Below are 14517 nucleotides of genomic sequence, written 5' to 3'. Positions count from 1 at the left end.
TAACCGAGCTTGATACAAGATGTCGGTTTAAGTGTACTTCTATATTCAAAAAATTGATGTTTGGTGAATCAGTAGGGTTTTTTTAAGATTTAAGGGATATTAAAGAGATCGGTGAGTGATAATGAGACAGATATTGAGTCGATCGCAGTAACGATAGATACAAACACGGACATTTTGAGAAAAATTTAGGAGACTGTTGTAATTATGGAAGATTTGCAGTATCTGGCAGCCTGGGTGAAGGAGCAACACGCTCGCGAGTATATTTTAACTTGGCTGCTGAGTCAACAGGGGCTGTGGTGGTCGGATGGGGATATTTATCAGGCGGTTTTGCAAAAGTCGGGAAAGCTTTTGAAGGCTTATGTTCAAAAAAGGCAGGCGGGAGAGTTATTTGAGGGAATTTCTGAGAAGTTGGTAGGAGATGAAAATTGGGATGATTTGGTGGTGAGTTTAGGGCGAATTGTTGCTGTTTATCAAGAGGAATTGCTGAAGTTGCAAGAGCGCGACAGGCGAGGGGATGAGCTAAAAAAAAAATTGATTAGCGAACCGTTGACGGGTGATTCTTTGTCGCTTTTGGAGGTGCAGCAAGCTTTGCCAGATCCTTATGCGGATACGCTGACTGGGAGGTAATTTGCGATCCTTTGTGTGGATGGAGGCTAATCTCAGAAACCGGGTTTCTTGCCTTATTTCTGGTACTCAATCCAAATTGTCGCAGAAACCCAGTTTCTCGCCACGCAGCTAATCCCAGAAACCGGGTTTCTTCCCTTATTTCTCGTACTTAGCCCAGATTATTCGCAGAAACCCGGTTTCTCGCCACGCAGCGATAGAATTCGACCTGGACTAATCCCAGAAACCGGGTTTCTTCCTATATTTCTCGTACTCAGCCGAAAATTGTCGCAGAAACCCGGTTTCTCGCCAGCAAGAATTTTCCTAAAAAAGTTATACTCAAAAACGATTGAGATATAATTAATTTAAGAGTTGGGATATAAACAAATGCAGCTAGAAGATTATTTTGAGTTTCTCGACCCCGATGATATCCGCATCAAAGGACATCGGATTGGCATCGATGATGTGATTAAATATTACTTGAGCGGATATTCGCCAGAGCAAATTCTGGAAGAATTACCAAGTCTGAACTTTGAGAAAATTTACGCTAGTCTCACGTACTATCTGCACAATCGCAGACAGATGGATGCTTATATGTTGCGCTTGGCCCGGTGGCGGGAAGAACGTTATCAGGAATGGTTGGCTAAAGAACCTTCTGATGTAGTAAAACGTATGAGATTAATTAAAGCACAACGAGAACAGGAGTTACTAAGAATTCAGTGAAAACTCGTTTCTTAATAGATGAAAATTTGCCTAGTAAACTTAAGACTGCTGTTTTACTCCTGCAACCGGAAATAGATATTTTGCGGGTGGGTGATTTGGGTGCACCACCATTGGGAACTTTAGATCCAGGTATTCTCACGTATTTGGTATCGTCGCAGCGACTATTGGTGACGGATAATCGCAAAAGTATTCCGGGACATTTGGCAGACTACAGGGCGGCAGGAGGAGGACAAATGTGGGGACTTTTTTGGGTGCGTCCGAGTGCAAGTTTAGGCAGGTGGGCTGAGGAAATTGTGATGGTTTGGGAGACTTCTGAGGCTGAAGAATGGATCGATAAGTTGGATTGGATTCCATTGTAAAAAATGTCGCACAATCCCAGAAACCGGGTTTCTTCCGATATCTCTGGTACTTAACCTAAATTGTCGCAGAAACCCGGTTTCTCGCCACTCACCCTAATTCCAGAAACCGGGTTTCTTGCGATATCTCTGGTAGTTAACCTAAATTGTCGCAGAAACCCGGTTTCTCGCCACCTAACTAAAGAAATTAGAGCGCAAATCTCCGATAATTCACTGCAATCGCCCGCGCTCAAAATCCTCACGCTAACCCACAAGTCCGCCGGGGGTTGAAAACCCCCGTCTCATAGCGAAAGTCCTCTCAAAGAGGACTGAAAGACAAATTTTTGAAGAAGGATTGCCATATCTCCCCAGTCGGTTTCAACCGACTTTGGCTATGAGACAGGGATTTAAATCCCCGGCGGACTTCGGGACAAACAGATCGCCCGGTTGGACTGCTAATCTAAGAAACCGGGTTTCTTCCGAGATTTCTTGTGCTCAGCCGAGATTGTCGCAGAAACCCGGTTTCTCGCCACCCATCCTAATCTCAATGTGTAAGGTGCGTCGCTATTAGATTTTTACTCTTTTTCAGAGATTGTCGATGGCGACACACCCTACATATACCAAATTGTCGCAGAAACCCGGTTTCTCGCCACGCAGCGGAAATTAGAGCGCATACTAATCTCAGAAACCGGGTTTCTTCCGAGATTTCTTGTGCTTAACCTAAATTGTCGCAGAAACCCGGTTTCTCGCCACCCACGCTAATCCCAGTTCAATCTATAATCAATCAATCGCAATTTAATTGAGCCTTCACCCTTCAACCTTCCCCTAACTCCCCCATGAACTCTGAACGCCAACCAGCCTATCTCAACCTGATTAATCAACTTCTAACTTGTCCCACCGGCGAAGAAGCCCAGATATTGAAAAGTCACCCGGATTTGCTGGATGATGGCTTGGTGGCGGCAATGCTAGAAGTGGCAGATAATCTTAGAGAAAAAGGAGATGGTGACAATGTTTAATTGGGTGAAGAAATTAGCACGACGAGTCGGCGATTTCCTAGCAAAAATTGAACAAAAAGCGGAAGCAGACAGACTGTTGAAATAAGCGAATCAGCAGTATAAAATCAGTCAATTTCGAGAATCTTTGCAGTCTTGGGAACAGGCATTAACTATCTATCTGGAAATCGGAAATCGCCAAAAAGAAGCTGCTTCATTAGGCAATTTGGGCTGTGCTTACTATTCCCTAGGGCAGTACGATCGGGCGATCGACTTTCACCAACAGTCTTTAGTGATTAAACGGGAAATCGGAGATCGCGTGGGAGAAGGTCATGCCTTCGGCCATTTGGGCAATGCTTACCAATCCCTAGGGCAGTACAATCGGGCGATCGACTTTTGCCAACAGTCTTTAGAGATTTCACGGGAAATAGGCGATCGCCAAGGAGAAGCCATTTTTTTGAACAATCTAGGTTTAATTTTTTTCTAAAATAACCAACTCGCAGAAGCAGAAGCAAAACTTCGTGAATCAATCATAATTCTGGAAACTCTTCGGTCTGAATTAGTCAACAATGACCACAAAGTATCAATCTTTGAAACCCAAGTATCTGCCTATCGCAACCTGCAACAAGTCCTAGTCGCCCAAACTAAATTTGATGAAGCCCTAGAAATCTCCGAAATGGGTCGTACCCGCGCCTTCGCAGAATTATTGCAAGAAAACCTCTTAACAACCGACTTAGCAACCAACGAAGTCACAAGTACATTATCAATTCCCAGAGTCCAACAAATCGCCCAACAGAAAAATTCCACAATCGTTGAATATTCGATTATCGATTCAGACAACCTTTACATCTGGGTAATCCAACCAAACGGCAACATCACCCATCGCGCCGCCAACCTCGAACCCCTCAACCAACAAAAGCTATCCCTCAAACAAATCATCCTCAAAACCCGCGTCTCCATCGGAGTTGATGAAACCGATGATGAAGGCAACAAAATTCAGATGGAGCCCAATTCTAGTATAGAGACACAACGCCGCTTACTAAAAATACTCCATCAAATCCTGATCGAACCCATAGCCGATTTACTCCCAACTGACCCCGATTCCCTCGTCATCTTCATCCCCCACTACGAACTATTTTTAGTCCCCTTCACGGCCCTGCAATCCGCCAACAACCGCTACTTAATCGAAGACCATACCATCCTCACCGCCCCATCCATCCAAGTATTAGAACAAACCAGCCAACACCAAGAAAACATCAAAGGATTGAGACAAGCAGCCCTGATAGTCGGCGATCCAACTATTGCTGCAAAATTCCAAAAAAACCCCTACAAACTCCGACAAATATCGAGGGCAAAAGAAGCCGCCGAAGCCATAGCCGCGATTTTAGGAACCGCAGCAATTAGCGGAAAAAATGCCACCAAAGCCGCCATATTAGACCAGATGCTAAACACCCGCATCGTCCATTTATCCGCCCACGGACTCCTCGACGATTTCCAAGGTTCCGGCATTCCCGGCACGATTATTTTAGCTGCTTCAGGAGACGACGACGGCGCGCTGAATGCCGCCGAAATCCTCAAATTAAAACTCAATTCCGAACTCGTAGTATTAAGCGCTTGCAGCACAGGCCGCGGTACAATCACGGGAGATGGAGTCAACGGACTATCGCGGTGTTTCATCCTCGCGGGAGTACCGAGTATCATCGTCTCCCTGTGGAATATGGGAGTAATTTCAGCCAAATTACTGATGATTGAATTTTACCAAAATTTAGCACGAGGCGATAACAGAGCGGCGGCGTTGCGGTATGCTATGCTAACAACAAAGGAACGATTTCCCAGTCCGATAGCCTGGGCTGCATTTACCTTAATCGGCGAAACCGAAAGTTTACCATTAGAGATTCAACAAGTAGATTTAAGGAGGCTAAAAATGTCACTACCCGATAATTATACATCTGAAGAGATTGGGGCGGGTTTAGCTAAGTTATTGAAAATATCGGAACCGAAGTTATTTGTTAATGATTTAGCTGCGCTTGATGTGGAATCAACAGATAATGTGCAGATTGTAGCAGAAAAAATCCGGGCATGGTGCGAAACTAGATCGCAAATTGAAAAGAATTTAGAGAACGAAATCGAGCAAGCTGGGCCTGGTGGTACTGATGGCGATGCACCGGAAAAAGTTGTGAGGGAGTTTATGGAAGTGCTGATGGATAATATGATGAGGCTATATCCGTCTGGGCCGCCGGTTTCGGTGGTTGAAACCGGTGATTCTGGGACGGAATCGGTTGAGAATCCAACATAAATACTGTCGCGAATCTCAGAAACCGGGTTTCTTGCTAGATTTTTCGTACTCAATCAAAAATTGTCGCAGAAACCCGGTTTCTCGCCACTCAACGATAGAAATGCGATCGCAAACCTGCGATTATTCACCACAATCATCAGCGTCCAAAATCCCACGCTAACCCACAAGTCCGCCGGGGGTTAAAAACCCCCGTCTCATAGCAAAAGTCCTCTCAAAGAGGACTGAAGAACACAATTTTTAACAAGCATTGTAATATCTCCCCAGTCGGTTGAAACCGACTTTAGCTATGAGACAGGGGTTTTAACCCCTGTCGGAATGTCGGAATGTCGGAATGTCGGAATGTCGGACTATCGGACTATCGGAATGTCGGAATGTCGGAATGTCGGACTATCGGACTATCGGACTATCGAACTTGCAGACAAGCTACCGAAATTATGTTTATTTTACCGGATATAATGTCAGTATATTCCACAAAGTTTGATTATGAAGCCACCACCGCAAATTAGAAATACCAGCATCACCCTCTATCCTTTCCACCGGCGAAATGACGGAGACGAAGGCTACCAACAAACAGCCCAAAATGCCGAACATCTCTGGCAAAACCTCGCCGATAATGTCGGCGAAAAATTCGATTTTCCCGAACTCAAATCCCTCCGAAACAATCTCATCTGCTACCAAGATGGAAAGTATCATGCAGCGGGCGAAGATGCCAACTTGAGCGATCAAAAATTGCTAACAGATGGCAAAATTATAAAATTTTAGCCTCTTATTCAGCAGTATAATCTCAAACTCAACGGCTCAATTGAGGCTAGACGAATTCACGACACCTACACCGCAGACTTGACTTTTTATTATAAAGATGATGATACCATTTCAGTAGCAAGTTTAAAGCAATTAAATCCCCAAAGCGGCCTGCTACCGAGTCAAATTTAAGCATCCATCGGACAAACATTATGGTCAGGAATTGCGGCATTTGGGAGAATTCAGTATTACGACTGATATTAATACTGACAATTATGAGGAAGCTTATGCTAGAATTACAGGTTTGTCCATAGGTGACAATCTAGAGTTTTTGCAGAAGTTTCGGGATTTGTCCGATCGCAAATATCAAAGTCAAATTCAAAAATACTTAAACTACCTGATTGCCAATCAAGATTTGTTCCAGCAGACAATCTCCACAATCCGCGGCATGGTGGAAATCGAACAGGTGGAATTGGACGCGCAACAGGAAAAAAATGAGAAATATCGCGATCGCCAACTTGAGAATATCATATTTTTTGTCGGAACTGCGATCGGCGGCGGCCAAATCTTTTCAGCAGCCTATCCTCTAATCAAAGATACACCCATTAAATGGCAACCCGATTCTTCCCTCCCGCTTCATCCTTTCACCGCGACGATTGTCTTGAGTTTGGCTTTCGGTTTAGGATTTGGGGGGCTGATATTAGTTATCCTGTGGCTGGTAAGGAAAATATTCCCCAAGTCGTAGTCGCTGCTAAGAAAAAGATTTTCTAGGTAGCGGCGGATTCACCTTGTTTAACTCTAAATGTAGCTACTAGCTTGACGGGTGAACATGGAACAGTAAATTCCGTTGGATGCGATCAATTCGTCGTGAGTTCCGATTTCGGCTATTTTACCATTTTCCATGACGGCGATGCGATCGGCAATTTTGGCCAATCCCAATCTGTGGCTGATGACAATCGTTGTTTTCCCGACGGCGATTTGGCGGAAGATGCTGTAAATTTCGTGTTCTGTCTTGGGGTCGAGGGCGGCGGTTGGTTCGTCAAAAATTAGGACTTCGGCTGTAGAAAGCCGCATGAGGGCGCGGGCGATCGCAATTCTTTGCCACTGTCCCCCGGATAAGTCGATACCGTCTTCTAATTGTTTGCCCAAGGGTGTTTCTAAACCTTTGTCTAAACTGTTGACTTTAGCGGAGATTCCTGATTCGGAAATTGCTTGATTAATTGCGGTGTCATCCGACAGGGAAAGCAAGTCGCCGAAACCGACGTTTTCGCGGACTGTGGAGGGGAAGCGGGCGTAATCTTGCATGACTACTGCTATGCGCGATCGCACGTATGATAGGGAGTACGATCGCAAATCTTGACCGTTCCAGGCGATCGTACCACTTGTCGGGTCGTACAGGCGGCCGAGGAGTTTGCCAAGAGTTGTTTTACCTGCGCCATTTTCACCAACAAGCACTACCATTTCCCCCGGATTAATCGTTAAGTTGATATCTTCAACCGTGCTTTTATTGCTACCGGGATAGCAGAAAGATAGATGCTTAATCTCGATGCCAATTTTATCTTTTGTGGGCCGGGAATCTTGCCCGTCTTCTGGTAAACTAGGGAGCCGAGATGCTACATCTACAAGCGGAGACTGCAACTCTGGTGTGAGTTCTAACAGTTGAAAAATTGGACTAACGCCGAGGGAAATATCGTACAAATTAGCATAATTGCCTATAAGTAATTGCAAACTTTGCTCCACCTGAACAATCAAACCCGAATAAAGCGCCAAATCTCCCAAAGTATAGCGACCACCCAAAGCTCCCATTACCACATAAACAAATGGCAAAGCTACTCCGATTCTACTAAACACTGACCACAAAAGTAAAACAATTGCTCCTTTTTTTCGGATTTGCTGCATCTCGCTAAAAAATTGCAAAAACTGATCCTGCCAGCGTTTGAGCCAAAGTTCCTGCAAGCCAAACAAACGCAATTCTTTAGCATATTCTTCGCCCGTCAAAACTCTAGCGGATAAGTTCATCTCGCGGCTGATTTTAGCTTGCTTTCTTTGAACTCTCCAGATGATTTTGCTATATTTTCTTTGGATGTAAATTGAGGGACAGGATGAAATCAACATCACCACTGGCACCCACCAAGCTATTGCAGCAGCAAGGCCTATCGATGGAATAAATATAAAAATTCCGGTGACTGTCATGCTGATGGTAAAGGCTAGTTGCTGTATTTTGAATACTCCCGTTTTGGCTAGTTCTACTATATTTAATAGTTCGGGGTTTTCAAAGAGGGCAATATCGTCGAAATTAGCGACTTTTTCGAGGACTTTTCCTTCGACAAAGCCTTGAACGCGATCGCGCAAAGATGTCGAGACAAAAGAGCCCATTGTGTCTAGGGCATCGCCGACTAACCTGAGACTTAAGACTCCGGCAATACTCCACAGCAATATTGGCCGGGAAAGCATCAAAGCAAAGGGCTGTGCTGTTTGGGTTTGCGATAGCAACCTAGATACTTCATCAATGATTAATTTATCTAAAAAAAGCACGGCAGATGGGGCAGCACCGCCGATGATGTTGAGTATTATTAAATTTCGGAGTTCTATTGGTGCGGCTTTGATTATCAGGCCCAAGCTGCGGCGCAAAGCTTGGAAGGTGGTAATTTGGATAGGTTGCATTATTTGTGGGTCGGTGTCGGGTCTAGTCATCCCTGGACGGTATATTATAACAAAGGTGCTTTTCACGAGCTATTCTTACAGACTCAACTCTGGTATTCCCCATATACGAATAGTTCCATCACCATGACCACTGATAATTTGTTTTCCATCTGGCGTAATGGCAAGGCAATAAACGCAACTATCGCTTGTAGAATCCTCTTTTATAGAGTGAAGTTGTTCTCCAGTATTTAAGTCCCATATCTCAATAAATGACTCATAATCGTCATTTATTTTTCTATAACCAGCCGATACAATTCTTTGACTATCTGGTGTAAGTGTAAGAGCATCGACTACTTCAGCAGAACTCTTTAAAGTCAGCCGAACATCTGGATATTTCTTCGCCGTTAAATCCCAAATTTTAATCTTTTTGTCATGGCTGCTAATGAGTGTTTTACCATCTGGCGTAATAGCCAAAGCATAAACCCATCCAAGATTACTTCCTATAATAGTTAGCAACTTTCCTGTTTTTAAATCATAGGATTTAATTATTCTTCTTCCCACAATTATTATCTCTTGGTCTGGAGAAATAACAATAGAGTTACTCCTCCAATAATAAAGATGCCAATAGTGTAATGAATAAGTCCCCAAATTTTTTAAGAGTTCTTGGTTGTTTAAATCCCATATTTGAATAATGTTGCAGTCTTCTACACTAATTAACTTTTGGCCATCGGGTGTAATTGCTACTAAATAAACTTCATTTGAACAATGTAGAGAGTGTAGTAACTCGTTAGTCTTTAAATCCCAAATTTTAATAGTGTTATCGCAACCCGCACTAACAAGCGTTTGCCCGTCGGGAGTAATCGCAACACAGTAAACACAGGCTTCTAGCGTACTAAGTAACTCTCCGGTGTTTAAATTCCAGATTTTTATAGTATTGTCACACCCACTACCCCTAACAAGTCTCTGTCCATCTGGTGTAATAGCCAAAGAAGTATGATACCACCCGAAATCATGACCCAAATCACTACCAAAAGAACCATCAAGGATATTAAGACACTCAAAATATTGATAGGGATTGTATTCAACAGCCAAAACAAAGACATCAGCAGAAGCATTTAAGTTTGCACTCGCTTCATTCAAACAGTAACGACTGATCGAGAAGAAAACCCTAGCTATTAGCTGTCGCAGCTTTTTCAACAACCACCCTTCTAAAGCTGTAGAAAAATCTAATACATTTGTATCTCCAATTGTATCAATATCTGTTTTTTTATCTCTCTCTCTATCTAGTTGTTCGTCAGCTTCAACTATAGTATTCGTCTCTGGGACAGCCTCTGTATTTGGATCTAATTGTGTCTCATAAACTCTTGAATCATCCAAGTGTTCATCGGTATCTGTTGAAACTGAATCTAATCTTAAATCATCTAAGTGTTCTTCGGTATCTGTTGAACCTGAATCTAAAGCAAACATCTCTTGGAGCAGCGTTTGATAAGAAATCAAGTAAGATATTATTCTGCTAGAAATTCCCGTATATAAAAAGAGTTTTCTTATCTCTTGTGTATACTTGGGAGCTAATTGAGAGGTTGCAGTTACTTGAAAATAACCTTGCTCATTCTGAGTAAAAGTTAATGTACCATCTTGACCAATTTTACCTCCTGTTGTTTCCCAATAAACCTCACCGGGCGCGATTGGATAGCCGAATTGATCGAATCCTTTAACAACAAATGTTTGAGGTTCGCTTGAGTTAAGATAAACAAAACCAGGTTGAACTTCTAAACGTCTTAAAACCGGCAGGAGGATAACTTTAGCTGTATCGCTAAGTTTTCCTAATTTTGCGTTAACAGTAACTTCGCGCTTTTTATAATCGCCTTTAAAAGTTCCTTTATCGGTAATTGATCCACCCTTTGTAGTTGTCCATATAACATTCGTTATTTCTAAAGAATCGCCTACCTGATCTAATCCAGTTACAGTCAAAGTAAATTTTTCTTCTGGTTTAAGTTCTACCTGTTCAGGAGATATTTTTAGCCCTCTCAGAACAGGAGTAACAGTAACTTCAGCGTTAGCACTTAAATCTCCTACATTGACGGTTACTTGACAATCACCTTTTTGCTGTTCTCCACTACAAAAATTGCCACTTTGATCAATGAAGCCGCCTGTTGCATTCCATTCAATATCGCTGACAGATATTTCTTCACCTCGTTGATTTAAAGAAACCACATTAAATTTTTGGCTTTCTCCTGGCTCTAAAATAACAGATGAAGGGAAAATCTCTATGAATGTTAACCGAGAAGGTTCGTAAACTTTAACTTCTGTGCAAGTGTTAATTGTCCCTATACTTGCTTTAATAATAACAGTTTCTTCTCGGTCGCCCGCATAAAATATGCCCCAATTGTCAATGTTTCCACTAATTGCTGACCAAGTAACTTTTCCAGTTTGTATGTTGTTACCATACTGATCTAATCCTTGAACTTCAAACTGAAAGCTCTGACCAAACTCTAATTGAGATGTTGAGGATGTAAAAATTATTTCTGTTAGCTTAGGAGGTGCAATAATCGTAATTGGGATAACTCGACGCATTGAACTGACTGAAGCTATAATTTCAAAATCTCCTTGCTTGCTTCCAGCTATAAAATAGCCAGTTTGGTCAATTATTCCACCGCCGCTACTTGTTGACCAAGTAATTCTCCCAGTTTGTATGCTGTTACCATACTGATCTAAGCCCTTAACTTGAAACTGAAAGCTCTGACCAAACTCTAATTGAGGTATTGAAAATATAATAATTAGTTCTGCTAGTCTCGGAGGTTCAATAATCGTAATTGGAATAACTCGACGAATTGAACTAACTGAAGCTATGATTTCAAATTTACCTTGCTTGCTTCCAGCTATAAAATTGCCATTTTGGTCAATTGTTCCACCTCCGCTTACTTCCCATAATACAGTTTCCCGCATGGGATTTCTGCGTTGATCTAAAACTTGTGCTGTAAATTGTTGCGTTTTACCAAACTCTAAAATAATGCTAGTGGGAGTAACAGAAATTTCTGTGATTCTAGGAGGCTGAATAATAGTAATTGTGACAGAAGCCTCAAAAATGCCTATCTTTGCTTTAACTTCAAATCTTCCTTCCCGTTGACCTGCTGTAAATAAACCTTGTTCGATTTTCCCTCCGGTAGTTTCCCATTTAACATCTGTATTGTTAAGGCTCATATCTCTATTATTCTGGTCTAAACCTTTAACTGTAAAATTCAGGGCTTGACCACAAATGATTGCTTGGGGAATTTCAGAAATAACAATATTGCTTAGTTTTGGATCAGAACATCCTTTAATAGGATGGAGTGGTTTTCCTGTTGTTGCTTCCAATAATGTTACCCAATTTTTACCTGCAACAGCAAGAGTTTTTCCCTCACAATTAATTGCTACAGAGCTAATCAATTCAGGCTGTTCGGGTGAAGTGTAGATGATTCTATTATCTTTTAAATCAAAGATGTTAATTTTTTTGGAAAAACCTACTACAAGTATATTTTGCTCGACATGACAAGCTATAGAATTAATTAATCCTTGATATTTAGAAGTATTTACAAGTTCTAAAGTGTCAGCCGGAAATTGAGTATAAAAGTTACCACCTCCCAAGATTCCGGCACCTAGGCCTGCACCTATTAATGCACCTATTGGGCCACCAAATGCAAATCCAATTGCCGTAGTTAATCCTGTACCTGCAACAATAACCCCAGCGCCCAATTTATTTGAAGATCCTTCTTCAGATTGTGATTTCCAAAAGTTGACAACACCATCACGACTTCCACTAATTAAGGTTGTGTTGTCTGAAGTAATACTTAAAGATTGAATCCAATCCGATTCTCCTTCAAGACTACGTATGAATTGACCGCTATGTAAGTCCCATACTGTAATTTTTTTATTAGTGCTACCGCAAACGATAAATTTTCCTTCATGAGAAATACATAAGCTCAAAACAGAAGATAGTTTTTTTGAACTTTCTATAGTTTGATTTAATTGGCCCGTTGTTAAATTCCATATTTTTATATTTTTGTTTGTGCTACCGCTGACAATGGTTTTTCCATCAGGAGTGATAGCAACAGCAGTAACCCAACCATGCCAACTTAGCCTATTTAATGTATGAATAAGCTTCCCAGTTTTTAAATTCCATACCTTAATAGTTTTATCGGCACTTCCGCTAACCAAAGTATTTCCATCAGGACTAATAGCCACAGACAAAACCCAGTGCGAATGTCCTTCAATACTATGAATTATTTCCCCCGTTTGCAAATTCCATACCCAAATCTTGTTCCAACTCCCTCCTACTAAAATAGTATTATCTGCACTTATTGCTAGACAAGTAATAATATCTGTTGGGCAAGTAATTAAGTTTTCTGGTGTATTTTCCCTCAACCAAAAATTATCACCACGAAAAACTCTGTAGGCAAATTGTTTAACTCTCTCTGATTGATCTTTGATAGACTGTTCAATCAATAGTTCTAAACCTTGTTGACCATAATTGAGAGTTTCTGATAAAGCAGCAAGTCTTTCTTGCTCACTTTGACTAGATAACTGCTTCTTAACTTCTTCAATTCTTGTAAACATTTTATTTCTCTCCAAGTAATTAAATTTTTGTTTTTTTTGCCATCCAAACCAAGAAATTAGCTAGGTGATAGGGTTCTAGCATAAATGTGGTAATAATAAAATCTCATCTAAGTTATCTATGTAGATTATAACAGATTATCGGTTAATCATTGTAAATAATGATGACATAATTTCTGTTTCTTTATCCTCAAGTTTCTCAGTTTGGTTGAAAATTTATCAGTGCATTACACTTACCCACCGTTAAAAATTTGCTTTGCGGTCAAATTCAACTCTGAAAACACGGCCGATTCAACCCTTTCATCTCCTCGAAACAGCTTAATTTGATACTCGCCATCTACTAGCTGATAAACTGATAAAGTCGGCTGTTTCGGAGAACCAATATAACGGCTACCGCCTAAACCTAAATAATCTACAATCCAATATTCAGGAATGCCTAGTGCTTCATAGTCAATCATTTTGTGGGCATAATCATCCCGCCAATTAGTGCTGACAACTTCAACAACTAATTTAACGGAATTTCCCTGAGTGATGACTGATTCTCTTTCCCATCGAGACTCATTGGCTTCTACAGCTTGTTTATCTAATACAATTACATCAGGATCGTAGCCAGAGTTATCGCTAAATTTAATTGTACATTCCTTGGGAATAAAGTAAGGAAGTTGCAATCGCCTGATTTCAAAGCCCAATTCGAGCGACTGAAAACCGGCAATCGCTGAGTGTTTACCAGTTGGATTGGGCATTTCAACAATAACTCCGTTATGTAGTTCATGGTGTCCTTTTTCTGGCTTCCATTCCAGGAAGTCGTCAAAAGTTATTAATTTCGGTATCGCTTGAATCATCAGGAAACCTCTTTAGTGATAGGTAGATGTATAATTTGGTCTTGATATTCATTGAAAAAAGAACATTCAGCAATCAAAATTAATTCATCGATGTTTTGCCCAATGCTTAAATTAGCGTTTAAAATAAATATCCCAGGGATATGACGATTGGCTTGCAAATGATCGTTTAAGTGAACAGGCATAGATTTACGGTTATTCGTGACTAGGATAAAGTCATATTTTTCACACCATTCTAAAATTTCAGGGTCTTTAGTTCCTTTTGCTGGTATGGAAGGTTCGCCAATGACCCGAATAATTAATCCTACTTGTTTGCTCCGAATTTGAGTAGGATAAATCGGGTCAATATTTTCATCCATGAGATACTTGAGTGCCATTTTTTTTATTTCTTTCTTCCTTGATTTTTTGGAGCCTGACCGAAGCTGGATGAGGGTTTAATTCTTGAGCTTTTCGTTGTTCGTGCGACCATTCGAGCCAGTCTGTGATATATTTATCTAAGGCAGCTTTATTGTTCAAATAATACAGGATTGTCGCATAAACTTGATCGAGGGTCAAAGTGTAAAAGTGTTTTAAAATTTCCTCTGGTGAACGTTGCTGATAAATATATTCATAGAGGATGCTTTCTATTCCTACTCTTGTCCCTTTTACTCGAATGTCATCATCGGCTAAAAAATCAAAATATTCTTCTATTACCATTGTTTATTCCTCCATTTGTTAATTTTTAAAGACTCCGAGCGTCCACAATTTTGATAGCA

13 protein-coding genes are annotated in these 14517 nt (G+C 41.2%); 8 read left to right on the top strand and 5 right to left on the bottom strand.

Translation table 11 applies throughout. The features are described from left to right. The first annotated feature begins 204 nt into the window (after positions 1 to 204). The 8 genes from QUA44_RS15890 to QUA44_RS15855 all read left to right on the top strand — a co-directional run bounded on the left by QUA44_RS15890 (position 205) and on the right by QUA44_RS15855 (position 6435). Entirely contained in the window at positions 205 to 627 is a 423-nt protein-coding gene (locus QUA44_RS15890; RefSeq protein WP_333252365.1) for a hypothetical protein, read from the top strand. Between the two features lie 363 nt (positions 628 to 990). Next, entirely contained in the window at positions 991 to 1326 is a 336-nt protein-coding gene (locus tag QUA44_RS15885; protein ID WP_332983727.1) for a DUF433 domain-containing protein, read from the top strand. Continuing rightward, positions 1323 to 1685 (top strand): DUF5615 family PIN-like protein, encoded by a 363-nt coding sequence (locus QUA44_RS15880; RefSeq protein ID WP_333252366.1) that lies wholly within the window; start codon positions 1323 to 1325, stop codon positions 1683 to 1685. Before QUA44_RS15885 ends, QUA44_RS15880 begins: the two co-directional genes overlap by 4 nt. Positions 1686 to 2497: 812 nt before the next feature. Then, positions 2498 to 2677 (top strand): hypothetical protein, encoded by a 180-nt coding sequence (locus QUA44_RS15875; protein WP_333252367.1) that lies wholly within the window; start codon positions 2498 to 2500, stop codon positions 2675 to 2677. Positions 2678 to 2780: 103 nt separating this feature from the next. Beyond that, the gene (locus tag QUA44_RS15870) at positions 2781 to 3140 is read left to right on the top strand and encodes a tetratricopeptide repeat protein (RefSeq protein WP_445243670.1); all 360 of its coding nucleotides are present in this window, start codon (positions 2781 to 2783) and stop codon (positions 3138 to 3140) included. 189 nt (positions 3141 to 3329) lie between these two features. After that, entirely contained in the window at positions 3330 to 4949 is a 1620-nt protein-coding gene (locus tag QUA44_RS15865; RefSeq protein ID WP_333252369.1) for a CHAT domain-containing protein, read from the top strand. A gap of 483 nt (positions 4950 to 5432) precedes the next feature. Then, on the top strand, positions 5433 to 5711 hold the full coding sequence (locus tag QUA44_RS15860; protein ID WP_333252370.1) for a hypothetical protein: 279 nt from the start codon (positions 5433 to 5435) through the stop codon (positions 5709 to 5711). Positions 5712 to 5922: 211 nt separating this feature from the next. Further along, the gene (locus QUA44_RS15855; protein WP_333252371.1) at positions 5923 to 6435 is read left to right on the top strand and encodes a hypothetical protein; all 513 of its coding nucleotides are present in this window, start codon (positions 5923 to 5925) and stop codon (positions 6433 to 6435) included. A gap of 53 nt (positions 6436 to 6488) precedes the next feature. Here the strand turns inward: QUA44_RS15855 and QUA44_RS15850 are convergent, their stop codons facing one another. The 5 genes from QUA44_RS15850 to QUA44_RS15830 form a co-directional block, all read right to left on the bottom strand. Further along, the gene (locus QUA44_RS15850) at positions 6489 to 8354 is read right to left on the bottom strand and encodes an ABC transporter ATP-binding protein (RefSeq protein ID WP_333252372.1); all 1866 of its coding nucleotides are present in this window, start codon (positions 8352 to 8354) and stop codon (positions 6489 to 6491) included. Positions 8355 to 8429: 75 nt separating this feature from the next. After that, positions 8430 to 12926: an Ig-like domain-containing protein gene (locus QUA44_RS15845; protein WP_333252373.1), complete on the bottom strand. Its 4497-nt coding sequence runs from the start codon at positions 12924 to 12926 to the stop codon at positions 8430 to 8432. 230 nt (positions 12927 to 13156) lie between these two features. Then, positions 13157 to 13765 carry a Uma2 family endonuclease gene (locus tag QUA44_RS15840; RefSeq protein ID WP_333252374.1) on the bottom strand — a complete coding sequence of 203 codons (609 nt, stop codon included), beginning with the start codon at positions 13763 to 13765 and terminating at the stop codon, positions 13157 to 13159. Next, the gene (locus tag QUA44_RS15835; RefSeq protein ID WP_333309784.1) at positions 13765 to 14121 is read right to left on the bottom strand and encodes a hypothetical protein; all 357 of its coding nucleotides are present in this window, start codon (positions 14119 to 14121) and stop codon (positions 13765 to 13767) included. The genes QUA44_RS15840 and QUA44_RS15835 overlap by 1 nt, the downstream gene beginning before the upstream one ends. Beyond that, a complete protein-coding gene (locus QUA44_RS15830; RefSeq protein ID WP_333252376.1) occupies positions 14114 to 14458 on the bottom strand; it encodes a DUF433 domain-containing protein in 345 nt (114 codons plus the stop codon). Before QUA44_RS15830 ends, QUA44_RS15835 begins: the two co-directional genes overlap by 8 nt. Between the last annotated feature and the right edge of the window lie 59 nt (positions 14459 to 14517).

It is taken from the genome of Microcoleus sp. N9_A2, assembly GCF_036701775.1.
Classification (GTDB): domain Bacteria; phylum Cyanobacteriota; class Cyanobacteriia; order Cyanobacteriales; family Microcoleaceae; genus Microcoleus.
This window is presented reverse-complemented; position numbering and strand designations above follow the sequence as displayed.